Here is a 24,880-nt window from a genome sequence, read left to right on the forward strand (position 1 = left end):
GGAAGACACTATGGCAAATTATCGTGACCGTCGTGTAGGTCAAGAAATCATGCGTGAAGTGAATGATATCTTGAACAAACGCATCAGAGATCCACGCGTCCAAGGCATCACTATTACAGATGTTCGTGTGACCGGTGATTTACAACAAGCAACGATTTATTACAGCTTGTTATCTGATTTAGCTTCCGAACAACAAAAAGCTCAACAAGGATTAGACAAAGCCAAAGGACTGATTCGTAAAGAATTAGGACAACGGTTAACCTTGTATAAAACACCAGAGTTGATTTTTGAAAGAGACGAATCTGTCCAATACGGAAATCACATTGATGAGTTGATTCGTAAGTTGAATCAAGGTGAATAATTAAAAAGAAAAAGCACACCAGACGAATGGTGTGCTTTTTCTTTTCATGATTAATGACTTTAGTCAGTTGAAATCTCTAAAGAGATTTCGACAAAAAAACCACGCGTACTGCGCGTGGAGGTCAGAACTTTAGCGATAAAAACTCCTTTCGATATAATAGATAAAGGCTACCAACCGTTATCAAATCGAAAGGAGTTTTTGAATGTCGAACGACGATAAAAGTTTAGCACATACTCGTTGGAATTGTAAGTATCATCTTGTGTTTACACCAAAATATAGAAGAAAAGTAATCTATGGTCAATTGAAGCGAGATATAGGGAAAATACTAAGAAAATTGTGTGAGATGAAAGAAGTCGAAATCATTGAAGCGCATGCAATGCCCGACCATATCCATATGTTGGTAAGAATTCCACCGAAGTTGAGTGTATCAGGTTTTATGGGTTTCTTAAAAGGAAGAAGTGCAGTAATCATTCATGAACGTCATGCGAATTTAAAATACAATTATGGAAATCGATCCTTTTGGTCAAAAGGTTATTATGTGAACACTGTAGGACTGAACCAAAAAACGATAGCAAAGTGTATACGAGAACAAGAAGCAGAAGATCGAGTAAGGGATAGTATAAACAAAAGAGAGTATAAAGATCCATTTAGGAAGTAACAGCTAGATAAGAATAGAAAGGTAGCGGTTGGCGGTCTCTAAAAAAGCTCCCTTAAAGGGAGCAGCAGGTAGCGAGCCCTTCTAGGGCTATTAAATAGCCACCCGCTATGCGGGTGGATATTTACTTCTTGATAAAATAGTCATGGAGGTGCAAAGATGAAAAGAATTGTTGCTTTCTATAAAAATGGAGATCGTTATTTAAAAGAAATGGGTTCAGGCAAGAGTTCCCTGTACTTTTTTCTTTTCTTATTTGTACTACATAGTATGCGGTAACATATTATTCAGTTCATCGGATTTTGGCCGTCATTTATATTCGTCCTCATACTTGTCCCAAATCTTATGCTTGGCGTCGGACATATTAACCATTGGTACAAAAACCGCTCTTGAATTTTCCAGAATACTTTTAAGCATGGAACAAAATCAATAAGGATTTTGTTCCATGCTTTTTAAGTTAACCCGGTATTTAATACCATCACAGAATAATCCCTAAATTCAAAAATTCGTCCTTTATAAAGATAAGTGGCGCCATACTTTTGTCGATAGTACGTAATCACATTTTTTAATGTTTCAACATCGATTTCCAAAAATTCAGCACAAGAATAATGGTTACTTAAGCCAGCTTCAGAGCAACGAATTAAATCGTCTAATGTAACTAATTGCTCTAAGGCCACATTGCGGGCTTTCAACTCTTGCTTCCGATTTTCTGTACAATTTTGATTTAAAATAGTGCCAACGGATGTTTGATAATGCCCGTATTCCTCGGCTAAAATATTCTTCTTTTGACGGGTACTCAATGTTTTTTCAATATAAATTTTGCCATTTCGATACAACCCATAACAACCTGTTTGATTGTATAAATCAATTTCTAAAACCGTCACATCCTTTTGAATGGAACTGACGAGTTTTTCATAATCATTCACTTTACCATTCACCTGCCATTACTTAATAAAAAGAGTAGATGGGAAGTTAATCCTCTTTTTTGTCAGAAGAAATCGATTGTTGATATTTGGCATCAATTTCATCCAAGTAATCGTGAATTTTCTCGATTTCTTCTTTTGAAAATATCTTTTCTGGATCCCCAGCGTGGGCAGCCAGTGTCATTTCGTCACGGCGAGGGAATGAGAGAATTTCTGCTTGCGTTTGTTGTTCGTGTAATTGTTGTTCGGCAAATTGATAAACGATGGCTTGTCGTTGGGGTTCTAATTTTTTATAAATGCGGTCGATAGTTGAGGCATTTTTTTCCATGGGAACCTCTTGTCCCATCAACCAGGCCTCATTAATGTCTAATGCATCTGCAATGCGATAAACTTTGTCTTGTTTTGCTTCGTAACGACCAGCTAGCCAATCGCTGATCGAAGATTTACCGATGCCAGTTTTTTTCGCTAAATCACTAGGTTTGATGTTCTTGGCTGTTAAAGCCTCTTTTAAACGGACAGCAAAAATGTTCATATTTCCGAACCTCCTATTGCCTCAAAGTATACTATATCTGTTTAGAGAAGGCAAGTAACAATCGCAATTAAAATTAGAGGTTCATAAAACCGAACTTATGAGTTGACAGTGAAAATATTTGATGCTAAGATAGAGCCATTCAAATGTTCGGTTAACTGAACTATTTTTTTGAACACTTTGTTCGGAAAACCGTATTTTTGTAGAAAGGGTGAAGAAATGAGTCAGAACTATAAAAAAACGTTGTCGGATATGTTACTTTTAGCAATTATTTTATTAATAAGCAGTGTCTCAATAAAAATTGGGGCCATCGTGATTGGTATGATTGGCCTCATGGAATTACTAACAGAGTAACAATAATTTAGTCAAAAGGAGAGAAGAGGATTGGCAGAACGACGCATGTTTGCAAAAACGATTATTGATAGTGATGCATTTTTAGATATGCCCTTATCAAGTCAGGCTCTGTATTTTCATTTAGCGATGCGTACCGATGATGATGGATTTATCAATAATCCCAAAAAATTGCAGCGAATGGTTGGTTGTGGGGAAGACGATCTAAAATTGCTAATGGTTAAAAAATTTATTCTAGTATTTGAAAGTGGTGTGATCGTTATCAAACATTGGAAAATTCATAATTATATTCGCAGTGATCGTTACAAACCAACCTTGTATCAAGAAGAGAAAAATCAGATTGTTGAAAAAAATAGCAAAGCTTATACGTTTAAAGCAGAATCGTCTGTCGGTGGTCAACCAGCTGACTACCAACGGTTACCACAGGAAAGCATAGGCCAGTCTAATTTAGGTCAGAGTCAAGGTAGTAGTTCAGAAAACGATTGTTTAAAGATGATTTATCATTTTTATGAGGAAAACGGCTTTGGTACACTGGCCTCAAAAACAAGCCAAGATTTTAAGTATTGGTTGCAAGATTTTATACAAAAAGGGGCTAGCCAAGAGGAAGCATGCCAATTAATCTTGCATGCTTTAGGAATTGCCGTCGATCGAAATAAACGGAATTACGGCTATGTAAATGCTATTTTGAAAAGTTGGGAGCAACAAAATTATTTATCCGTACATGAAGTTCTGGTAAATGATAAAAAACAAGTGTTGGAGCATGCGCTGCAAATGACAGAAGAATATCAAGAGTTAGGTTTTTAAAGAAAGGAGGAAATCAGTATGCATGCGACAGATCAAACTTTTCAAATACTATTGAGTCAATTGTTAGAAAAAGTTGAAGACCGTTGTCCTGAATGTGGCAGTGAACAATATGTTTGGCAACAAAAAAATAAAGATGGCACAGAACGTTGTGCCCCAACTTGTTGGTCGTGTGGGTATAAAATGCTAAAAAAACATGAACAACAAGCCAATCAACAACGTTCTCAAGAGAGTTTTATGGCACGTACACAAAAATTTTTTCATCAAGGGTCCTTAATTGCTGATGATGCGCTACGGCAATGTCGTTTAACCAATTACCAAACCACTGAATTAGAAACAAGACAAGCAAAAGAACGGGCCTTAGCAGCAGTTTCAGCGATTGTTGAAGGAAAGCCAATCCACGTTATTTTTTCAGGGAAACCTGGTGTCGGTAAAAGTCATTTGGCTATCAGTATTTTAGTTGAAGTCTTAGAACGCTCTGCATATCAAAAGTATTGTTTATTTGTCAGCTACTCTGAGTTATTAGAAAAACTAAAAATGTCCATGAATGAATCGGCCAAAAGCCAAGCAAAGGCTCAAGCGTATATTACTAGAATGAAAAAAGCAGACGTTTTGGTCTTAGATGATTTAGGTGCTGAATTAGGAATTAAAAATAAAGTTAGTACGGATTTTAACAATGACATCTTAAACCGAATTTTAGAAGCTAGACAGAATAAAGCAACTATTTTTACTACTAATTTTTCTGGAAAACAACTGGTGGAGGCCTATGGAACACGCATTATTTCTCGTCTAATGAAGCACGCCAGTGGCTATGTTTTCCAATATAAAGACACAACAGACAAACGAATGAGGAGTGTGAAATAAATATGTTAACAATTATTATTGGGTTTATCTTTTGGACAATGACACTAATGTTAGGTTATCTAATTGGTGAAAGAGAAGGCCGTAAACATGAGTAATTTAACAAAACGTAAAAAAGATTTATTTGAAATGAAAAGCGTTGTATTTAAAGATATTTCAAAGCAACAAAGCGAAAAAGCACAAAAAAGAAAACGACTCTTACAACTAATGAATCAATATCCCGATTGGGCAAGTCAAAAAAATAAACTTATTATGCAGGAAATTCAAGAATTAGGACAAGCAATCGGTAATTGGTCGATGGATCAATCAAGACCCATCCAATCCATCAAGGCCGCATCGTTTACAAAAAGCGAGTATCTCTATTTAATCTGGCTCGGTTATTCAGATGAAGCGATTCGTCACGGCTTAGACATGTCGAAAGAGTGTTATTTTATTTATAGATTAACACTTTTAAATGAATAAAAGTAAAGGAGATTAACCAATGCGTACGTCAACATTTAATTATATCAAAGATATTTTAGCAGACTTTTATAAAACAGATGAGTATATCCGTCAACGGGAAGAAGAATTACGGCACCCTTATCAAGAAGCAGATTTAAATGCTGGTATTAGAGGACAAGGACTTCACTCTGTAGTGACCGAACGAATGGCGATTACGATAGCTATGGATCGTCGTCTGTGGAACTTAGAGAGAAATCGAGACATTATCAAAAATTGTTTAGCTGAAGCGGATGAACAAACGCGCGTGATTATTGAAGAACTATATATGAAAAAACGGCCCTCTTTAACATTAATTGGACTTGCCCAGCAATTATTTATTAGTAAAAGCCAAGCCTATAAATTAAGAAATCATTTCTTTGAAGCGGTGGCGGATGAACTAGGCATGTAAACATGGAAAAAGCGTGGAATTTTTTCAGGTGTCAACATGGTAAATTAATAGTGTCGAAAGAGATAGATAAACGTGAGGCAACCAAAAAAATGAAGACACGGAATTCTATGATTTTGACTGCTTTCTTGTGTCAGCTATGAAGGAGCAGAAAATGCCGGCTACTTTCAAGATCCTTCATTTTGACTAGAAGAGAGCCAATTTGTTAACCAATCCTGAATTTTTTGAATGGAAAGGTGGCGCTAAAAATGAATGAAGCGGAACAAGAGTTATATGAAGCCCTTGTTGCAATCTGCCAGACGTCAGGATTTTTGTTGCTAGAGGAACTGCCGACAGATTTACCAGATCAGCCATTTGTTTACTTAGGTGATAGTAAAGAATTATCTAAGCCAACTAAATCAGCTATTTTGGGTGAAATTGAATTAATAATGCATGTTTATGGTGCGTTATCTGAACGACAACAAATTTCTACAATTAAAGGAACGATTTTACGGCAGGCAACCAGTAACTTAAAACGAACGGCTCATTTTAATTGGGGTATCAAACATCAAGAAGTCAAAGCACAAATGGTAAAAGATACCAAACAAATGAAAAAAACAATTTGGCATGCTGTACTACCATTACACATGCAATTTTACTAGGAGGAATTATCAATGGGAGAAGTTATGCAAGGAAAAGACCGTATTTTATTAGTTCGTCGCTTGGATGAAGCAGCGACAAAGAAAGCAATGAAACCCTTATTTCAAATTGAACATGAATGGGAATTCTCACGTGAATCGAGCGGTACGCAAACAAAAGATGGCGTTGCGAATGCTGTTTCTGGTTTAGAAGTTACGTTATCGTTAAGCGGTTTAGCCTCTCGAGATGATGAAAATTTATACATGAAAGACGCAGTTGAAGATGGCATCTTAATGGAATTTTGGGATGTTGATTTAAAAGGTGAAAAAAATGCGGAAGGTAAATATCCAGCAATTTATGCCCAAGGTTATGTAAATTCATGGAGTTTACCAGCCAATGTAGAAGAATTAGTAGAAATTGAAACAGAAGCCTCTATTAATGGCAAACCACAAGATGGTTTTGCAACAGTAGAAGCAGATATTATTGCAGAAGCACAATATGCGTTCCAAGATACCGTTCCAGAGAAAGCACCACAACCTGGCGAATAATCAAAAAGTGTTGAATTTTAGGAGGATAAAAAATGAATTTAGAGATTAACGGAAAAACAATTGAAGTGAAATTTACGATTGGCGCGATTCGCGAATTAGATAAACGTTACCAAATTGAAAATGGCGCTGCCAAATTCGGTATGGGCATCAGTTCAGCAATGATTTATTTACGCCAATACAATCCAGTAATCTTAGTTGACATCATGGAAGCTTTACAAAGTGGGCAATTAAAAATAGGCAAGTCGGAAATTGAAGCATGGTTAATGACCCAAGATGTCAAAAAACTTTCAGATGATTTGCTTAAAGAAATGGGAAAGCAACCTCTTACAAAACCAATGATCGATCAGTTCAGCAAAGAAGCGAAGAAAGCAGAAGCGCAAGCGACCAACTAATTAAAACGAGCGATGACGTGTATCACGACATCGCTCTTTCTGCTTTTCGCTACTTAGGCTGTCGTTCATTTGAAGAAGTGGATCGGATGACCATGTCTGAATTTGAATTACGAATGATTGCTTTTAATTTAGCAGAAGTAGATGAAGAGCGGAAAAGGCACGAGCTTGCCTACTTAAATGTTAAAGCGCAAGCGACAAACAAAAAAGGAAAACCCGTTTTTGAAAGCTTTAAAAGTTTTTATGATTATGAAAAACGAGTTGCTGAAGTTCTGGCAGCTAACCAGCCACAACGAACAAAATTAAATGAGCGGAAAAAAACGCAACTTGCCACTGTGGCAGAGCGTCTACGCCGCTATCGAGAAGGGAGGAGAGTAGATGGAGAATGACAAAGAAAAAACGCCGTTATCGGAGGCAAAGAAAAGCCTTGCAGGCGTCCAACAAGCATTAAAAAGTATGAGCGGTGAGTATGCCTTATTAAGTGGATATTTAGGGAAAATTAGTGCGGGTGTCAATCAGTCAGCCACGGTCATGAACACATTTAAAACCGTCATGCAACAATCTGGAGAAACAGTGAAAAAAACAGGAGACGAAACAGCAAAGGCAGCAGATCAAATGAACACAGCGTTAACAGATTCTGCTGAACAAGCCGGTGAAGCAGCTAAAAAAGCGGGGAAAGAAACCTCTGATGGCTTTACTAATGCACAAAATAATATGCTGAGCTTTGGGACGGCCATGACTAGTGCCGTTTCCTTACCTATGCTGAACGTTTTAAAAACAGCTATGGGCGTCGGTGCTGGGGTCAGTGGCGAATTTCAAGGAATGCAAGGACTGATTATGGCCAGTGCAGGAGGGATTTCTGATTCATTGCAAGGCGAGTTGCAAGGGGCATTGACTCAGATGAATCAATCATTTGAAGCGGCAGCACAAGTGATTCAAAGCGTGATGGCTCCAGGAATGGAAATTTTGGTTCAAGTGGTTATCACAGTCGTCAAAGGCATTACAGCTTTGGTGAATTTATTTATCAAATTACCAAAACCCGTCCAAGTTTTTATTGTTGCCATTATGGGCATTTTAGCCGCCATTGGGCCCATGTTGATTATGGTAACGATGGCTCAGCAAAAATTTCAACAGTTTAGTGCGGGCTTGGCTCTTGTACAAGGAAACATTGGGAAGTTAGGTGGTGGCTTATCAAAACTAAGTGCTAGTTTTAGTGCCTTAGGTGGAGGACCATTAATTTTAATTGTAGCAGCCGTTTTAGCAGCGGTAGCAGCGTTTATTTATTTCTATAAAACCAATGAAACATTTAGAAATAGTATCAATAGCTTAGCTAGTGCCATTCAAGGAGCTGTTTCAGCGGCGTTTGGCAAATTGGTAGGATTGCTACAACAGATCCAGCCGGCCTTTCAGCAAGTAATGGCAGTTTTTAAACAATTTTTTGCAGTAGGGTTAGAGAAAATGGCGACTATTTTTTCAACAATTGGTCGTGTGCTAGCAGGCGTTTTTGCCAGCGGTTTGCAATTAGGTAGTAACTTATTAGGGCAATTTGGTGGCACCTTTGACAAAGCTGGTTTAGCGGTTGGTCTTTTGGTAAAAGTTCTGACAAAAGTTGCACTGGCTGCATTAGGAATTTCTGGGCCGTTTGGTCTAATTATTTCCTTGATTGTTTCATTCGTGACGGCCTGGATGAAAACCGGTGATTTGAGTGCGGGTGGTATTACCCAAGTCTTTGATAATCTAGGTAACACGATTACATCTGTTACAACAATGCTTGCGGCTAATCTACCGAAAGTTATACAACTTTTTACAACCGTCTTAACCAGTATTCTCGGGAAAATAACAGAAGCTATTCCAAGCATCGTAACCGCGTTATCTAGTTTAATTACGTTAATTGTTGGTGCGATTGTTGCCAATTTGCCAGTCTTAATTGAAGCGGCAACACAAATTATTACTACGTTGATTCAGGGGATTACAACAGTCTTACCAATGTTGATAGAAGTTGGTTTGAGCTTATTAATGACTTTAGTTAATGCGATTGTCACCGCCTTGCCAACAATTACAACTGCAGCGATTAATATCATCACTACATTAGTGACAGCTTTTGTCACAGCGTTACCAATGCTAGTTACAGCAGGTGTTTCAATTATCACGGCCTTAGTCAATGCATTTGTTACTATGTTACCGTTGATTTTGACTGCTGGTTTACAAATTTTGATGGCATTAATCACTGGGATTATGACGATTTTACCTCAGTTAATTCAATCAGCGCTGACGATTATTCTAGCGTTAGTGACAGCGTTGATAGGTGCCTTACCACAGATTATCAGCGCAGGTGTCAAATTGTTAATGGCGTTAATTCAAGGAATTATTTCGATTTTACCAACCTTAGTTGCGGCAGCTATTACCTTAATTTTGACATTGGTAAATGCCTTAATTGGTGCCTTGCCACAAATCATCAGCGCAGGCGTCAAATTGCTAATGGCTTTGATCCAAGGGATTATTTCAATTTTACCGCAACTGGTTACTGCAGCAATTACGCTAATTACCGCTTTAATGGGTGCGTTAATCAATGCGTTGCCACAGTTGTTAAGTGCTGGGATTCAACTGATTCAAGCCTTAATTAATGGTGTACTCAGTCTATTGGGTGCCTTGCTGTCCGCAGCAGGAACATTAATCTCACAAATGATCACGAAGATTGGTTCTTATTTTGGTCAACTGTTAGCTTCGGGCGGACAGTTAGTTGAAAATATCAAAAATGGGGTTACCAATGCAGCCGATCAGGTAAAAAATGCCATTGGTTCTGTAATTGAAGGTGCTTGGCAAGCAATCCAAGGTTGGTTTTCAAAATTCACCGATGCCGGTGCGAATATTGTCGGCATGATTGCTGATGGAATTACAGGCGCAATTGGAAAAGCCAAAGAAGCAATCGATGGGGTCGTCAGTAAAATTCGTAACTTTTTACCATTTTCACCAGCAAAAGAAGGTCCCTTATCTGATTTGCATAAATTGAATTTCGGTGGCACGATTGCCACGGGGATTTATGCAGGCGAAACAGCCGTTAGTAGAGCAATGGCTTCTATTTTAGACTTACCGCTGTTAAATGATTTTGCCTTGGACTTAGCTGGTCGAGGAAACTTCACGGCAACGATTGACCATCGTTTAGAAAATGATGCATACAATCGACCATTATTTGTGACAGTAGAGTCAACGTTAGATGGAAAAGTTGTCGCAGCTACTACGGCGCCTTATTTAGCAACGGAGTTACAACGACAACAAGTGAAACAAAATAACCGCTTAGGAAGGAGAGGATAACATGTATAAATTTGTTGATACCAATCAAGCAACTCATTCAACGCCTCTTCCTTCAGAAGCGTTGAATTTTAACGGCCAATTTTTAGAAAAAGTCATCCCTGGTTATCAAACATTATCAGTTTCAGGACGAGAATTAGTTCCAAGCGAAATTGAAAGCTATCAATTAGGGATTCGTGATGGCAAACGTCACGTTTATGCGCGGATTCCAGAACGAGAATTAACAGTCAAATATCGGCTTTCAGCTGTGAATAATGAAGCGTTTCGAGATGCATTTAATCGTTTAAATGTTGCTTTGTTTACGGAAAAAGACGTTTCTATTTGGTTTAACGATGAACCGGAAATGCTGTGGTTTGGCAGTAAGTCTTCAGTGAGTGATGTACCCGAAGGTGTTAACCAAGTAACAGGCACCTTTACTTTATTGTTTTCTGATCCGTATAAATACACACGGAGTGATGCGACTAGTGTGATGTGGGGTTCGCCAACCATTACATTTCAAGCAAATTACTTAATGGGGAATACAGGCTCAGGTGCAGTTGATTTTCCAATTTTAATTGAAGGCGGGGCTTATTGGGGATCAACCATGATTACCTTTCAAAATCGGACCTACACGATGGGGGATTTAGGCAAAGAAGTTCGGCCAATTGAAATTTATCCTACGGTCGAAGGATTAAAAGTCAAACCGACCATTATTTTAACAGGAACCGGACGTGGTGTTTGGATTAAAACACGGAACGATACAATTAACTTAGGAGACTTTGATCGTTCGGAAATTATTATCGATACTGAAAATTTTTATCTGACAAAAAATGGTGCACCGATGATTCGACCAATGAACGATTTTTATCTATATCCCAATGAACCGCTGTATATTCAAGCCAAAGATAGCGACTTCCGCTTGACGATTCGCTATCCTAACCGATTTGTGTAGGAGGGTGATTAAATGTTAATGGCGTTGGATTTGAAAAGAACATATACGGCAATTTTGGACAATGCCTATCAAGTCAGTTATGAAAAAATAGAGAACAAAATTGGCAGTTTAGATTTTACCATGCCGCTAGATGATCCTAAAAATGAATTTATTGCAGAAATGCAATGGGTGGAACTAACCGACAATGAGAATGAATATATTGGTTTATATCGCGTGATGCCAACCACAATTAAGAAAGATGCGAACAATAATCAAATTCACTACTCTGCCACAGAAGCACTATGTACCTTAGGCGATACTGTCCTTTTTGGTTGTCACGAAATTAAAAACAAAACAACGAAAGAGGCCATTCAATTTCTATTGAATAAACAAAAAACAAAGCATTGGGTCCTGAAAAAATGTGATTTTTCAAGGAAATTAACCTATAAATGGGAGAATGAAAACGGGCTAGTCGAGCCTTTATTTAACATCCCAGCCGATTTCGAAGAGGAATATCTTTGGCAATGGAATACAGAGGTCTATCCTTTTGAACTTTCATTAGTCAAACCGCCAACAGAACCAGTTGCGCGAATTCAAGAAGGTTACAACATGCAAGGATTTGAAATAGAACGTAATCCCAAGATGCTAATCAATCGGATTTATCCATTAGGTTCAGGCGAAGGTGTTAACAAAGTCAATATTCGCTCGGTCAATCAAGGGGTTCCGTATTTAGAGAACAAGGCCGCAATTGACCGTTATGGTTTATTGGAGTCAATTTGGGTGGAACAGCGTTTTTCTGATCCCAAGGCATTAAAGGAAAATGCTTTGCGAATGTTAGAAGAATGGACCAAGCCACAAGTTTCTTGGGTAGTGACTGCAGCTGATTTAATTAAATTAACAGATCAACCTTTAGCAATCGATCGTTTGCGGTTGGGCACGGTTATCATGATTAATACGAATGAGTTTGGGAGTGTCAACCTTCGTATCAAAAAAGAAAGTAAAAAAGATGTCTTTGGTGCCCCCCAAGACATTCAGCTAGAGTTGGGAAATCTGCAAGAAACAATTCATAGTACCATGACAGCTTTCAGTCGGAAACAAGAGATTAGCGAAACTTACGCACAAGGGGCGACGACACTTTTAAATCGTTCAATACAAGGAGAACTTAGCAAGACACAGCCAGTGGAGCTGAATTTATACTTTGACGAGGACATTCTTTATGTAAACACCGCAGAATTAACGTTCAAGGCAACTGCTAAAGGACCTTCGCATTCTGTAACGAATATTGATTTGGTAGTGGATGGCAAAAAATTACCCCAACTATCATTGCAACAACAACGGCTAAATATTTTGAGTTATTTACGAAAAACAACAGATGGAAAAATCGAACGCGGCAATCACACGCTTCAATTTTTCTCTCATCAGCCACTATGGTTGGATGCTTCGGTCATCTGTCGTGTGTATATTCAATCCCAATTGGGTGGCCAGTTTTAATAAAATAATGAAAACTAGAGGAGTGTGACGAAATGTCAGTAGAACATATTGAAGAATTAGATACCCTGAATCAAGGTCGCCTTAAAATCAATGCAATCTTGGATCAGTCGAATGCATCAGCTGAGAAAGTTGATGCTTACCAAGTCCAGTTAACGAATGGAATTTCTGAAGCGAAAAACATCGCAGATGAAGCTGGCAAAGAAGCCGTACAAATTGCCACCGATGCAGGCAATCAAGCAAATGAAACAGCCAACCAAGCGATGAACAATGCCAAAACAGCCATCACGATGGCAGGAAATGCAGTTTCAACGGCAAATAATAATAAACAAGAATTTGATACTTTGCGAAATGATTTCGATCAATTAGTAGCAGAAGCAGGTGATAGTAATCCAGAAATTGTCCAAGCACGCACAGATACACAAGGCATCAAACAAGCTACCTTAGCGAATCGTCTTCAAATTGATTTGAATGACCGTATGACAAAAGCAGATGGTATTTCTTTATTGGCTAAGCCAACCACTGTCAAATTGAAGTTAGACTTTAACGGTAAAACGGCCGGCAATACAGCCACCAATGCAAACAGTTATTCCACTGATTTTACGGCTAAAATTCTTAAGAAGCCAACAGACGTTTGGGAGGAAGTTTCCCAAGCGGACTACAATAAAATGGCCAGCCGTGATGATGAGGGTGTGAAAACAGGTTCCACCCAAAGTGGTGTGATTCCACAACAATTAGCGGCCTTCAATCTCGTTGAAGCCGCAAAAAAATTAATTCCACAAATGTTTGAAACATTCACAACTGACGAGGCGGTGGCATTTATTCGCCAGAACGTTCAATTTTTTACGATTAATCAACGCGTGAAAGCCGCTGCGCCCAATAATCAAACGATTAAAATCGCTGCGTATTTACCAACTACGGATAATTGGGTAACTCAAATCCAAGAATCAGCAAAAGAGTTCAGCGATTTTTCAATTCAAATCAATGATCAGAATTTTATCACAGATGAAGGTTTCATTTATTTAATGAGCTATACAGATTCATCGAATGGGGTAACGCCAGCTAGCTTAGAAGTTGATTACGTGGGGCTTCATATTGGTCTGTCTGTTGATGCCCAAGCGGTTTTAGCGAAGAGTGGTTTTGTTCAAGCAGAGCAACTCAATACCCATGTGGAAAATCAGGATAATCCGCACCAAGTAACCGCTGAACAAGTGGGGCTAGGCAATGTAGAAAATTATGGCTTCGCATCAGACAGCGAAGCAGTCGCGGGAACTTTAACGAGTAAATATATGCACCCGAAAAACGTTGCGGAAGCGATTAAAGGTCAAGCTGTGACACAAACAGGTGATCAAGAGATTGCTGGGGTGAAGAATTTTGTAACTATGCCAACCGTCAATGGTGTGCCTTTGGAATCTTCTAGAATGGCCATTTATGAAGCTAGTGGAGTCGGTGAAGTCGAGGCAAAATATCAGGCGGCCTTTAATAAGGATAATATGAAATTTGTATTAATTAGGGTGGGAAATCGTGTCGATGCATTTGTAAGATGTAATTTGAGTGATCCAACGAAATTGAATAACCACATGCCTAAAGTATTTAACATACCAACTGGGTACAAAATGTCCTCAAAAATAAGTGCTAGTGTCTGGAATATTCCGCTCTCAGTTGCACCTTACGTTTTTCCGTATCCTAATTGTAATGCACTATATGAAATTGGAAATCAAGGGATAATTTTTGCCTCAAGCAGAGCCGGAAATGTTTACCTCCAAGGAAGTTGGTACACGGACGATCCGTTTCCGACAAAATAACAAGCTAGTTTAGGAGACTTTTTATGGAACGTTATCTCAACACAATAACAATGCTTTTAAGCATTTTCGGTGGGATTGTCGTACGTTTATTAGGCGGATTAGATCAATTGTTGGATGTCTTCCTCTTTTTAATTATTGTCGATTTCATCACAGGTTGGATTAAGGCAATCGCCACAAAAGAATTGTCCAGTCGGATTGGTATGCTCGGAATTGCGAAAAAAGTGACGATGTTATTTGTGGTTGCCGTAGCGGTTCGTGTTGAAAAAGTTGTGGGGAACAATTTGCCAATTCGGGAAATGGTTCTGATTTTTTACATTGCGAACGAAGGACTTTCTTTTTTTGAAAATATTGCGACCTTTATTCCTATGCCGAAAAAGTTAAAAGAGTTATTTATTCAGTTAAAAAATAAAGATGATTAAGTAGAAGTGGTCGGGACAAACGTAGAACTTTCGGCTGATTGCCGAAGAAATTACTTCTGTCCCGCCATTTATCTGCAGGTTTAAGCCATGAAAGGGAAGTTATTTTGACTTTCCTTTCATGGCTTTTTTTAGAAAGGAGTATGCTATGTTTAAAAAATTAATGATTCAACTTGCTTTAGTGATTGGCTTAAGTTTAACGATTCCGATGACGGCTTGCGCTTACACCATCGAAGCGGATCCAATCAACTTTACTTATTTTCCAGGCTCTGCAAGCAATGAATTAATTGTTTTACATGAATCAGGAAACGAGCGGAACCTAGGACCACACAGTTTAGACAATGAAGTAGCCTATATGAAACGAAATTGGTCAAATGCTTATGTCTCATATTTTGTCGGATCTGGTGGACGAGTGAAACAATTAGCTCCTGCTGGCCAAATTCAATATGGCGCAGGTTCTTTAGCTAATCAAAAAGCCTATGCACAAATCGAATTGGCTCGAACGAATAATGCGGCGACATTTAAAAAAGATTATGCTGCCTATGTTAATTTGGCCCGTGATTTGGCTCAGAACATTGGTGCTGATTTTTCGCTGGACGATGGAACAGGTTATGGAATAGTCACTCATGATTGGATTACAAAAAATTGGTGGGGAGATCATACAGATCCTTATGGTTATTTAGCGCGTTGGGGGATTAGTAAAGCGCAGTTGGCACAAGATTTACAAACAGGCGTTTCTGAAACAGGTGAGACTGTCATTATTCAGCCGGGTAAACCTAATGCGCCAAAATATCAAGTAGGACAAGCAATTCGTTTCACTTCAATCTATCCAACACCAGATGCTTTAATCAATGAACATCTATCAGCAGAGGCACTTTGGACACAAGTAGGAACAATTACAGCGAAATTACCCGACCGACAAAACCTTTACCGTATTGAAAATAGCGGACATTTGTTAGGTTATGTGAACGACGGCGACATTGCTGAACTTTGGCGCCCGCAAACGAAGAAATCATTTCTAATTGGTGTGGACGAAGGTATTGTTTTAAGAGCAGGACAACCTAGTCTGTCAGCACCCATTTATGGTATTTGGCCCAAAAATACTCGCTTTTATTACGATGCGTTTTATATTGCAGATGGGTATGTTTTTATTGGTGGGACAGATACAACAGGCGCGAGAATTTATTTGCCAATCGGACCAAACGATGGCAACGCACAGAATACATGGGGATCATTTACTAGCTAAAAAAAGCCACAAACTCTGATAAAAGCAGAGTTTGTGGCTTTTTTTGCATTTAACAGAGATTTTGCCAAAGGGAATAAGCAACGGAGACTGCGAAGCTAGGTACTTTTATGCTATAATGACAAAGTTAGTATTATCGGAACTGGAGGAACTATAATGGACGGCATTTTACCGTTATGGAAGGAACGTGGCATGACAAGTCATGACTGCGTATTTAAATTGAGAAAAATTTTACATACCAAAAAAATTGGTCATGGTGGTACGCTAGATCCAGATGTCGAAGGGGTCTTACCCATCTGCGTTGGCAAAGGAACGAAAGTGATCGAATACATGGTAGATTCTGGCAAAACCTATGAAGGTGAAATTACACTTGGATTTGCTACGACAACCGAAGATGTTAGTGGCGAAATTGTTGAAAAAAAACCAGTTACAACACCTTTGTCAACTGAACAAATTGATCAAGCAATGGCCGAAATGACAGGTGAAATCACACAAATCCCACCGATGTTTTCTGCGGTGAAAGTCAATGGCAAACGTTTATATGAATATGCGCGGAATGGGGAAGAAGTTGAACGGCCCCAACGAAAAGCTATGATTTATTCATTTGAACGTACTAGTGAACCAATTTTTAACGAATCCGCTCAAACACAAAGTTGGCGGTTTAAAGTGGTCTGTGGCAAAGGAACCTATGTGCGGACATTATCTGTGGATACTGGCAAAAAATTAGGCTATCCTGCCCATATGTCGGATTTAACGAGAACGGCAAGTGGCGGTTTGCAAGCTGAGCAATGCTTAACGTTAGAAGAAGTAGCCAAACAAATGGCTGCTGAAACAATCGATCAATGCCTGTTGCCCATTGAGACAGCAGTAGAACAATTCCCACGAATTGATTTATCAGATGAATTGTATCAAAAAGTAAAAAATGGCATGCGTTTGCACAAAAAAGAATTAGGAATAAAGGCAATGCCAGAATCCTTAGTCGCCTTATTTTACCAAAATCAAGTGGTTAGTTTATACATGCCACACCCAACGCATGATAAATTATTGAAACCAAGTAAAGTTCTACGGAACAATTAAATAAAAAAGAAGGAAGTTTTTGCACATGCAAGTTATTCAACTACATCATCCCTATGAACCCAATCAAATTCCTAATGACGAAGTCGTGATGGTCCTAGGCTTCTTTGACGGTGTTCACAAAGGCCACCAAAAAGTAATTGAAACAGGTAAAAAGATTGCTGAGGAAAAAGGCTTGAAGTTAGCTGTGATGACCTTCAACCAACACCCATCAATCGTTTTTCAAAAAGTTTTACCAGAAAATATGAAATATTTAACTAGCTTGGAACAAAAAGAACGCCTAATGGCCAACTTGGGCGTTGATATTTTATATATTGTCGAATTTACTTCAGCGTTTGCTCAATTAAAACCGCAAGATTTTGTCGATCAGTATATCGTTAATTTAAATAGTGCAGTGGCAGTCTCTGGGTTTGATTATACGTATGGTCCTAAAGAAATCGCTGGAGTCAAACAGTTACCAACTTATGCGCAAGGCCGTTTTGAAGTGGTGACAGTACCAAAAGAAGAAATGACTGGTGCCAAAATTAGCTCAACAAGAATTCGCGAAAAAATGGAAGCCGGCGAAATGGAGGAGGTCACGGAGTTGTTAGGATATATTTATGAAACAGAAGGAACAGTTGTCCATGGCGATGCTCGTGGCCGTTTATTGGGTTTCCCGACCGCTAATGTCAAAGTGAAAAGCACCGTGCGCTTACCAAGAATTGGCGTCTATGCTGTGCAAATCGAAGTTGGTGGCAAATGGTATGTCGGCATGGGCTCAATTGGTCATAATGACACCTTTGGAGAAGGACGCGATTTAACCGTGGAAGTCTATATTTTGGACTTCCATCAAGACATCTATGGTGAGCAAGTGGTGGTTCGTTGGAATCATTATTTACGTGACCAAGTGAAATTCAATGGGGCTGAAGCCTTGATCGACCAATTAAAACAAGATGAACGAGATACGGCTGACTATTTCCAACAATCTGAGGACAAATAATGAAGATTCGTCAAGAAAAACCTGCAGAGTATCAAGCTGTAGAGCGTTTAACGTATCAAGCGTTCAAGGAATTAAACTTGACCGAAAACTGGCGTCCCACAGAGCATTTTATCGTGCATTTATTAAGAGAAAGTGCCGACTTTATTCCGGAGTTGTCCTTAGTTTCAGAAACTGATCAAGGAAAATTAACGGGTCATATTATGTCTTCAAAAGCCAAACTACGATTACCTGATCATACAGAAAAGGTTGTTTTGACCGTTGGGCCGCTAAGTGTCCATCCAGAAGCACAGAACACGGGCGTAGGCTCAGCGTTAATTAAGCATTCTGTGCAGAAGGCCAAAGAATTAGGCATCGGCGGATTGATTATCCTGGGCCATCCAACTTACTATACGAAGTTCGGTTTTGTTCCAGCGACTACTTTTCAGATTACGTTACCGGAAAAAGAAACATCAGAAGCATTATTGGCTTTGGAATTACTGCCAGGTTATTTTGGCACAAGTGGTGGGGAGTGGCATTTTTCAACATGCTTTGCTTATCCAGAAACACACCCTGCAGAATTAGAAGCCTTTGAAGCAGAACTCGGAATAAATGAATAAAGAATAATAAGGAGGTCGGGACAGAAGTGTTTAACTCCGAGAAATAAGAAGGAATTTCCGAAAATTGTTCTATAATTTTTGGAGACCAAGTAGGTATTGTTCATCATCGAATCACTACGTTCTTCGTGATTCTCAACAATTTCGGCTTATTTCCGAAGGACCTTCAACTCTTAGCGCTTTAGCTCTTAGAAGTTGTTGAGATCGGAGCAACGCGTAGTGTTGCTTCTGTTCCCGCCGTTTATTAGTTTTTGAGCGTGGAGCAAAAATCCAAAGTGATTTTTGTCCCACGCTCCTTTACTACTTTTTATTACAAAGTAGTTGACAGAACCGGTACTCAGTATTATTATGTAGTGGTACATAGTACTAAAGAGTAGTTTAGGGAGGAAAAGCAGTGAAGCAGACAGAGTTGCTAAAAGGCATTTTAGAAGGTTTAGTTTTAGCCATCATCCAAAGGAAAGAAACATATGGTTATGAAATTACAAAAATTTTAAATGACCAAGGTTTTACTGAAATTGTTGAAGGAACCATTTATACGATTTTACTGCGTTTAGAAAAAAATCAATGGGTTATAGCTGAAAAAAAGCCTTCAGAAAAAGGACCAATGCGGAAGTTCTATCGCTTAACCTCATCAGGAGAAGCAGAACTCGCTGATTTTTGGCAGCGGTGGACGTTGCTTTCAAAACAAGTAAACAAGATGAAAAAAATGGAGGGATAGAGCATGTCAAATTTTAAAGCGTTGATCAAAAAAGTTGTTGGGGATAAAAAAGAGTACAAAGAATATAAACGACGGATTGCAGCATTACCAGCAGAGTATCGACAAGTATTTCAAGAAATTGAAAAATATGCATGGCATTTTTCAGATCATAGCGGAGCCAATATGTTCAATGCGTTGACTGATTTACTTGATTTGTTTGAAGAAGGAGCTGCTAACGGAACACCTATCAAAAATATTACGGGAGAAAAAGTAGGTGATTTTGCTGAAACAATTGTCAATGAAGTCGCTGGCAAATGGATTGATAAACAGAAAGAAAAACTGAATCATCAATTTTCTAAACAATAGTCAAAACAAAAAAAGGAGAATAAACATGGTTGAAAATTTTTTTAAAGAAGGAAAGTTGCTGGTTATTCCCAAGAAAAATGCGAAAAAAGTCCAAGAGTTTCAACGTGTGGCCAACCAATTTGAATTTGGGAAAGAATATACGGAAAAAGAAGTCAATCAGCGACTTAGAGAAATCTATGAAGATTATGCACTTTTGAGACGGTATTTAGTAGATTATCAGTATTTAGAAAGAGATAAGTTTGGAAAAATTTATCAGAAATGTGAGCAACACACAAAAATTATATAAATGTCTTTTTTTAAAAGTAGCGAAACTAGGTGAAATGAACCAAGTCTAGCTACTTTTTGTTATGTAAGCTTAGTAATAGTTCTATAAAAAACTCTCTATTTGTTTTCTAACTCAGACTGGTAAGATTGATTTAATTAGAAAAAGATAGAGGTGAGAGAATGAATCTACGTACTTTAGGTCTAACAAAAATTCTTTTGACCTTTATTATATTAAGTATTATTGGCGCGTTAATGATTTATAGCGCCAGTAGCTATGACTTGCTGATGCAAGGCGTGAAGCCCACTGCTGTGTTTATTAAACAAGGTATTATTATGTGTCTCAGCTGGGTGCTAATGTTCGTGATCTACAAAGTTCGACTAGAAGTGTTATTTAATAAGAAAATTGCGATTGGACTGCTTTTAGTTTCGGTACTATTACTGTTAATGGTTCGACTACCTTTTTTTGGTGTAGCAGCGAATGGCGCACAACGTTGGATTTCTCTCTTTGGAATCCAATTTCAGCCATCAGAGCTTTGTAATTTTGCGATTATTTATTACTTGAGTTGTTATTTAGGTGAAAAAGAAAATGGCTTGACAACGAAGCAGTTAAGGAAACAATGGCTGTTTGTTTTGGTCGTTGCATTTTTAGTTTTGATCCAACCCAAAGTTGGCGGGGCTATTCTTATTTTAGTTATTGGCAGTGTCTTGATTTTCTCAGCAAGTATTCATGCAAAATTTAGTGTAATTGCTGCGGGGATTGTCGTTGCTAGCGCGGCGCTTCTTTCTAAAATAATTATTTTTCTAGGGGATCACCAGTACTTACCACATTTTTTTGCGCATGTGTATGACCGCTTAGTTGTTTTGAAAAATCCGTTTTTATCCTTTCATGATCGCGGATTTCAGCCTTCAATGGCCTATTTGGCGATGTATAACGGTGGGTTTTGGGGCACCGGACTAGCCAATGGTATGGTAAAAAAAGGTGGCTTGCCAGAAGGTCAAACCGATTTTATCTTTGCGGTGATTGTGGAAGAACTTGGTTTGATTGGCGGCTTACTATTGCTATTTCTTTTGTTATTTTTAGCGGCCTCGATTTTGCGGAGTAGTTGTGTAATAAAAAATCATTGTTACGGCTTGTTTTTGTTAGGGGTCGGGACCTTGATTTTAGCTCAAACGGCGATTAACATTGGTGGCGTTTTGGGTTTGATTCCAATGACGGGAATTCCTTTACCGTTTGTTAGTTACGGTGGGACAAGTTATTTAATCTTTTCAGTGGCATTAGGAATCGTCATTAAAATTATTGCAAACGAAAGGCGGCAGTTAAATGGTCAATACAAAAAAATTCAACTTACATCTTAATTATGATTTATTATTGCCCATTTTTTTACTCACACTTTTATCTTCTGGTGTGCAATATTGGATTGCCGTTAATGAAGGAAAAGACGGAACTGTGCCAGCATTAAAACAACTCTTCTTTATTTTTGTTGGCTATGCAGGCATGTTTTTAGCTAGTCGGCTGTCACAGAAGTTTATTTGGAAAGTAGCTCCTTTTTTCTATGGGTTTTCATTAATCTTAATGAGTGCTTTGTATTTTTCCTATGACAAAGGAATGTATTTATTGACGGGCACAAAGCGCTGGTTAGATTTAGGGTTTATTAAATTTCAGCCATCAGAAATTGCGAAAATTGCGTTTATTTTAATGTTGGCAAAAATTATTGTCCAACATGAGCAACAAGACTGGTCCGATAAATGGCGTTCAGACAAGCAACTTCTAAAAAAAATCGTTGCGGTTAGTGTCCCTGTTTTTTTCTTGATGGCGGTACAAAAAGATTTTGGGACATCCCTTGTTTTCGTAACGATTATTCTATCTCTTTTAGTTATTTCAGGAATTGATCGCAAAATTTTAATCATTATTTTCAGTGCTTTAGCAACGTTAGGCGTGGTCTTGATTCTGTTAGTCTTTACAGAGTGGGGGCACAAAGTACTCTTCTTTTTACATTTTAAACAATATCAATTGGATCGAATTTTAGCATGGATTCATCCCTATGATTATGTCGATAAAATCTCCTATCAACAAGTACAAGGCTTATTGGCAATTGGTTCGGGTGGTTTATTTGGCAAGGGTGTGCATGGGATTGAAGTGTATGTTCCTGTTCGTGAGTCTGATATGGTTTTTACTTTTATTGGGGAAGCCTGGGGCTTTGTGGGCAGTGCCACCGTTGTTTTTCTCTATTTTTACTTGTTTTATCAAGTTTTAGTAGCTGGCTTGCGGAGCAATTCGCGTTTCTGTATGTACATCTGTGTCGCTCTTATTTTTTCGCTGGTCTTTCAAACGGTGGAGAATATCGGTGCGGTGATTGGACTGTTGCCGTTAAAAGGTATTCCGCTTCCGTTTTTAAGTCAAGGAGGCACTTCGTTAGTGATGGCTATCACTTCTTTAGGATTTGTCAAAGGAAGAGAAGCCACTACCTGAAAACACAAATAAAAACCAAGACTGGAACTCGCTTGCCGACAAGCTCTAGTCTTGGTTTTTACTATTGAAATTGTTTTTGGCATTCAGCCAAAAGTTGTTGAAGTTGTCGACTCATGTAACGTTCTTTTAAATAATAAACTGCCATGTTTCGTTTAGGTAGTTCTTGGTAAGTTAGTGTATGGATCGAATTGTCTAAAAGTTGAATATTTGTGTATTCGGGGACAATAGCGAAACTATCGGAATGAGACACCAAGTGAGTAATAAGTGAAAGAGTATCCACTTGAATGACTTTCTCTGGAGAAAAATTAGAAAACGTAGTATCTAGCCAATTGGTTAATTTGTTTTGCTCGGAAAATTCGGTATTTAAACGGACGAAGGGGTACATTGTTAGTTCTTTTAAAATTTCTTCCGTCGTAGCTTTTGCCAAAGCTGGATGATCGTTTCTTAAAATGAATTGATAATTTGCTGTAAATAAATCAATTTTACCAATATGTTCAGGTAATGGTAAGTCAGCAAAGGAAATACCAAAATCTGCATCCATTGTTTCCAAGGATTGAAGAATATTTTCTGTAATAATAGTATGGACTTGTAAGTTGGATGAACGATCCGTTAATGTTGTCATTAGTAAGTCATTCAATTTATATTCTAAATCACAGAGATAAGTGGCTACATAAATATGGTTGGAAGAATGATTAATTTCTTTTAGCTCTTCTTCAATTGAGACCAACTCATTGGTGATGCGCCAACAATATTTTTCTAAAATTAATCCAGCTGGTGTTAAGGTGGTAGTTTGACCTTGGCGATTAAAAAGTTCCGCGCCTAACGTTGCTTCAAGAATTTTTATTTGCTTACTTAATGCAGCTTGAGAAATTGCTAAATTTTCGGCTGCTTTAGTAAATTGTTTCACTTTGCATAACTCTAAAAAATAATGTAAACGAAATAGTTCCATGGGAATTCCTCCTTTTTCTATTCCTAGAATAAATAACGTAATTGTTCAAATAAATAACGGTGTGCTTCACAATGTCCGTGATGATTATTCTGAACTAAATAGATGGCTCGTTCTGGACTATCTTCCAGAGGAATACCAACTAAGTTACGTCTGTTTAGTTCATCAGTGAGTGAATAGGGAAGGATGCTACAGGCTTTTTCTCGTTGGACCATGTCTAAGACTAAATGAAGAGAAGGAAGTTCGATGACGATTTGCCGATTTTCCCAATTGATTTTACGTTCCCAACGTTTAAACACTTTTTTTTCATATACTTGATCGGAATATGCAGCAAAAGGTAAAGAACGAATTTCGTCAATCGTTACGCTATCGGCATGGGCTAAAGGATGATTTTTATTGACACAAAGGAGATAGCTTTCTGTATAAATTAATTCTTTCTCTAATGGAATCGAGGTATCCAAAAATATCCCAATCCCAATGTCAATTAAATCTGTTTCCAAGGCTGTTTCAAGATCGTAATAATACTTAAAATCAATACTTACATACGGATAGGATTGATTAAATAACAACAAGACTTCACCAAATGCTTTATCTATATCAATTAAGTTTGTTCCAATCCGAATGGTCGTTGTCGATCCTTGGGTCACTAATTCATTAATCTCTTCTTGCGCTTCCTTAATGAGTGCAAAAATCATTTCTGTTCGCTTGGCGACGACTTCGCCTGCTGGAGAAAGCCGACAATGTTTCTTGTCTCTTAAAATTAATGAAGCACCTAATTCACGTTCCAACTCCTTGAGCTGGGTACTTAAATAAGGTTGACTCGTATGGAGCTTTTGAGAAGCTAAAGTAAAACTCGCATACTTTGAAACTGCCATAAAATATTCTAGTTGTTGTAATTTCATTTTCCTCACCGCCGTTTCTTTAACTATACAAAAAATAGCAGAAGAAAAGCTTCTCGACAAGGCTATCTGACGGTCTTTAGATTAATTTAACCAGTTATGATTCTATGAATAAATACGAATCATACCAGAAAACCATAGTAAATAAGCGGATTATTTTTCTTTTTGTTACTGAAGGGACAAAAAGTTATCTGCTAAAAACTTTTTCTATATCGTTATTTTTTCAAGGAAGAATTATACTTGCTGTTGTAATTAAATAAGATTTGTTAGGTGAGGCTCCTATACAAACATAGGCTACTGCCCAAAAATGTCGAGAGACGCCAATGGGTAGAACAGGAACTGTCGAATGAAGGCTTTTCTTAAGGTAGCTAAAAGCAATCGCTTTTTACGTTGTATAGTGCTAAAGCTCAACGATAAGAACGATTATTCTTTGACACGTTGAGTTTTCAGCGTGTCTTTTTTTGTGGAAAGGGTGAGGAAAATGGAAGATGAACCGATCGTC

29 protein-coding genes and 1 riboswitch are annotated in these 24,880 nt (G+C 38.2%); of the genes, 25 read left to right on the forward strand and 4 right to left on the reverse strand.

Going from position 1 to position 24,880, the window contains the following annotated elements; all coding sequences use genetic code 11:
- Nucleotides 1-10: 10 nt before the first annotated feature.
- Both rbfA and tnpA read left to right on the forward strand, forming a co-directional pair.
- Complete coding sequence (gene rbfA / locus IGJ24_RS05115) at nucleotides 11-361, forward strand: 30S ribosome-binding factor RbfA (protein WP_002360497.1); 351 nt, start codon at nucleotides 11-13, stop codon at nucleotides 359-361.
- A 202-nt stretch (nucleotides 362-563) separates the two neighbouring features.
- On the forward strand, nucleotides 564-1,019 hold the full coding sequence (gene tnpA / locus IGJ24_RS05120; RefSeq protein ID WP_289865758.1) for an IS200/IS605 family transposase: 456 nt from the start codon (nucleotides 564-566) through the stop codon (nucleotides 1,017-1,019).
- Nucleotides 1,020-1,465: 446 nt separating this feature from the next.
- Here tnpA and IGJ24_RS05125 read toward each other — a convergent pair whose 3' ends face one another.
- A complete protein-coding gene (locus IGJ24_RS05125; protein ID WP_002382232.1) occupies nucleotides 1,466-1,951 on the reverse strand; it encodes a toxin in 486 nt (161 codons plus the stop codon).
- A gap of 34 nt (nucleotides 1,952-1,985) precedes the next feature.
- A complete protein-coding gene (locus tag IGJ24_RS05130; RefSeq protein ID WP_002360496.1) occupies nucleotides 1,986-2,468 on the reverse strand; it encodes a helix-turn-helix domain-containing protein in 483 nt (160 codons plus the stop codon).
- Between the two features lie 168 nt (nucleotides 2,469-2,636).
- Here IGJ24_RS05130 and IGJ24_RS05135 point away from each other — a divergent pair, with 168 nt between their 5' ends.
- From IGJ24_RS05135 to IGJ24_RS05245, 23 genes are all read left to right on the forward strand, one after another.
- Nucleotides 2,637-2,819, forward strand: a complete 183-nt coding sequence (locus IGJ24_RS05135) for a hypothetical protein (protein ID WP_078127098.1) — start codon at nucleotides 2,637-2,639, stop codon at nucleotides 2,817-2,819.
- A gap of 45 nt (nucleotides 2,820-2,864) precedes the next feature.
- Nucleotides 2,865-3,620 (forward strand): DnaD domain protein, encoded by a 756-nt coding sequence (locus IGJ24_RS05140; RefSeq protein ID WP_438775416.1) that lies wholly within the window; start codon nucleotides 2,865-2,867, stop codon nucleotides 3,618-3,620.
- An 18-nt stretch (nucleotides 3,621-3,638) separates the two neighbouring features.
- Nucleotides 3,639-4,481 (forward strand): ATP-binding protein, encoded by an 843-nt coding sequence (locus IGJ24_RS05145; protein ID WP_002379370.1) that lies wholly within the window; start codon nucleotides 3,639-3,641, stop codon nucleotides 4,479-4,481.
- 66 nt (nucleotides 4,482-4,547) lie between these two features.
- Entirely contained in the window at nucleotides 4,548-4,940 is a 393-nt protein-coding gene (locus IGJ24_RS05150) for a hypothetical protein (protein ID WP_002360492.1), read from the forward strand.
- Between the two features lie 19 nt (nucleotides 4,941-4,959).
- Nucleotides 4,960-5,367, forward strand: coding sequence for a RinA family phage transcriptional activator (locus IGJ24_RS05155; RefSeq protein ID WP_002360491.1), 408 nt, complete (start codon nucleotides 4,960-4,962; stop codon nucleotides 5,365-5,367).
- A 221-nt stretch (nucleotides 5,368-5,588) separates the two neighbouring features.
- Entirely contained in the window at nucleotides 5,589-6,005 is a 417-nt protein-coding gene (locus IGJ24_RS05160; RefSeq protein WP_279260164.1) for a hypothetical protein, read from the forward strand.
- A gap of 12 nt (nucleotides 6,006-6,017) precedes the next feature.
- A complete protein-coding gene (locus tag IGJ24_RS05165) occupies nucleotides 6,018-6,530 on the forward strand; it encodes a phage major tail protein, TP901-1 family (RefSeq protein ID WP_002369526.1) in 513 nt (170 codons plus the stop codon).
- Nucleotides 6,531-6,562: 32 nt separating this feature from the next.
- Entirely contained in the window at nucleotides 6,563-6,922 is a 360-nt protein-coding gene (locus tag IGJ24_RS05170) for a tail assembly chaperone (protein WP_002357848.1), read from the forward strand.
- Between the two features lie 17 nt (nucleotides 6,923-6,939).
- On the forward strand, nucleotides 6,940-7,308 hold the full coding sequence (locus IGJ24_RS05175) for a hypothetical protein (protein WP_002361692.1): 369 nt from the start codon (nucleotides 6,940-6,942) through the stop codon (nucleotides 7,306-7,308).
- Nucleotides 7,298-10,231, forward strand: coding sequence for a phage tail protein (locus IGJ24_RS05180; RefSeq protein WP_010822746.1), 2,934 nt, complete (start codon nucleotides 7,298-7,300; stop codon nucleotides 10,229-10,231). The genes IGJ24_RS05175 and IGJ24_RS05180 overlap by 11 nt, the downstream gene beginning before the upstream one ends.
- Before the next feature lies 1 nt (nucleotide 10,232).
- Entirely contained in the window at nucleotides 10,233-11,159 is a 927-nt protein-coding gene (locus IGJ24_RS05185; RefSeq protein WP_289865760.1) for a distal tail protein Dit, read from the forward strand.
- 12 nt (nucleotides 11,160-11,171) lie between these two features.
- Entirely contained in the window at nucleotides 11,172-12,629 is a 1,458-nt protein-coding gene (locus IGJ24_RS05190; protein WP_192411197.1) for a phage tail protein, read from the forward strand.
- A 32-nt stretch (nucleotides 12,630-12,661) separates the two neighbouring features.
- The gene (locus IGJ24_RS05195) at nucleotides 12,662-14,431 is read left to right on the forward strand and encodes a hypothetical protein (protein WP_289865761.1); all 1,770 of its coding nucleotides are present in this window, start codon (nucleotides 12,662-12,664) and stop codon (nucleotides 14,429-14,431) included.
- Nucleotides 14,432-14,454: 23 nt separating this feature from the next.
- The gene (locus IGJ24_RS05200) at nucleotides 14,455-14,850 is read left to right on the forward strand and encodes a phage holin family protein (protein ID WP_002357842.1); all 396 of its coding nucleotides are present in this window, start codon (nucleotides 14,455-14,457) and stop codon (nucleotides 14,848-14,850) included.
- A 118-nt stretch (nucleotides 14,851-14,968) separates the two neighbouring features.
- A complete protein-coding gene (locus tag IGJ24_RS05205) occupies nucleotides 14,969-16,093 on the forward strand; it encodes an SH3 domain-containing protein (protein WP_289865762.1) in 1,125 nt (374 codons plus the stop codon).
- Nucleotides 16,094-16,246: 153 nt separating this feature from the next.
- Nucleotides 16,247-17,167: a tRNA pseudouridine(55) synthase TruB gene (gene truB / locus IGJ24_RS05210; RefSeq protein ID WP_174125740.1), complete on the forward strand. Its 921-nt coding sequence runs from the start codon at nucleotides 16,247-16,249 to the stop codon at nucleotides 17,165-17,167.
- 25 nt (nucleotides 17,168-17,192) lie between these two features.
- The gene (ribF, locus tag IGJ24_RS05215; RefSeq protein ID WP_002375028.1) at nucleotides 17,193-18,143 is read left to right on the forward strand and encodes a riboflavin biosynthesis protein RibF; all 951 of its coding nucleotides are present in this window, start codon (nucleotides 17,193-17,195) and stop codon (nucleotides 18,141-18,143) included.
- Nucleotides 18,143-18,739 carry a GNAT family N-acetyltransferase gene (locus tag IGJ24_RS05220; protein ID WP_174125739.1) on the forward strand — a complete coding sequence of 199 codons (597 nt, stop codon included), beginning with the start codon at nucleotides 18,143-18,145 and terminating at the stop codon, nucleotides 18,737-18,739. Before ribF ends, IGJ24_RS05220 begins: the two co-directional genes overlap by 1 nt.
- Before the next feature lie 391 nt (nucleotides 18,740-19,130).
- A complete protein-coding gene (locus IGJ24_RS05225) occupies nucleotides 19,131-19,454 on the forward strand; it encodes a PadR family transcriptional regulator (protein ID WP_010775788.1) in 324 nt (107 codons plus the stop codon).
- Between the two features lie 3 nt (nucleotides 19,455-19,457).
- Nucleotides 19,458-19,799, forward strand: coding sequence for a DUF1048 domain-containing protein (locus tag IGJ24_RS05230; RefSeq protein ID WP_142957195.1), 342 nt, complete (start codon nucleotides 19,458-19,460; stop codon nucleotides 19,797-19,799).
- A gap of 25 nt (nucleotides 19,800-19,824) precedes the next feature.
- Nucleotides 19,825-20,085: a DUF2087 domain-containing protein gene (locus IGJ24_RS05235; protein ID WP_104859699.1), complete on the forward strand. Its 261-nt coding sequence runs from the start codon at nucleotides 19,825-19,827 to the stop codon at nucleotides 20,083-20,085.
- A 158-nt stretch (nucleotides 20,086-20,243) separates the two neighbouring features.
- Nucleotides 20,244-21,419, forward strand: coding sequence for an FtsW/RodA/SpoVE family cell cycle protein (locus tag IGJ24_RS05240; protein ID WP_002377695.1), 1,176 nt, complete (start codon nucleotides 20,244-20,246; stop codon nucleotides 21,417-21,419).
- Entirely contained in the window at nucleotides 21,385-22,533 is a 1,149-nt protein-coding gene (locus IGJ24_RS05245) for an FtsW/RodA/SpoVE family cell cycle protein (protein ID WP_104859697.1), read from the forward strand. Before IGJ24_RS05240 ends, IGJ24_RS05245 begins: the two co-directional genes overlap by 35 nt.
- Nucleotides 22,534-22,594: 61 nt before the next feature.
- Here IGJ24_RS05245 and IGJ24_RS05250 read toward each other — a convergent pair whose 3' ends face one another.
- Both IGJ24_RS05250 and IGJ24_RS05255 read right to left on the reverse strand, forming a co-directional pair.
- On the reverse strand, nucleotides 22,595-23,482 hold the full coding sequence (locus IGJ24_RS05250; protein WP_002357832.1) for a LysR family transcriptional regulator: 888 nt from the start codon (nucleotides 23,480-23,482) through the stop codon (nucleotides 22,595-22,597).
- 23 nt (nucleotides 23,483-23,505) lie between these two features.
- The gene (locus tag IGJ24_RS05255) at nucleotides 23,506-24,381 is read right to left on the reverse strand and encodes a LysR family transcriptional regulator (protein WP_002382245.1); all 876 of its coding nucleotides are present in this window, start codon (nucleotides 24,379-24,381) and stop codon (nucleotides 23,506-23,508) included.
- Between the two features lie 252 nt (nucleotides 24,382-24,633).
- Nucleotides 24,634-24,804: riboswitch (M-box (ykoK) riboswitch) on the forward strand.
- Nucleotides 24,805-24,880: the final 76 nt, after the last annotated feature.

The organism is Enterococcus sp. DIV0546 (assembly GCF_051712785.1).
Taxonomy (GTDB): domain Bacteria; phylum Bacillota; class Bacilli; order Lactobacillales; family Enterococcaceae; genus Enterococcus; species Enterococcus faecalis.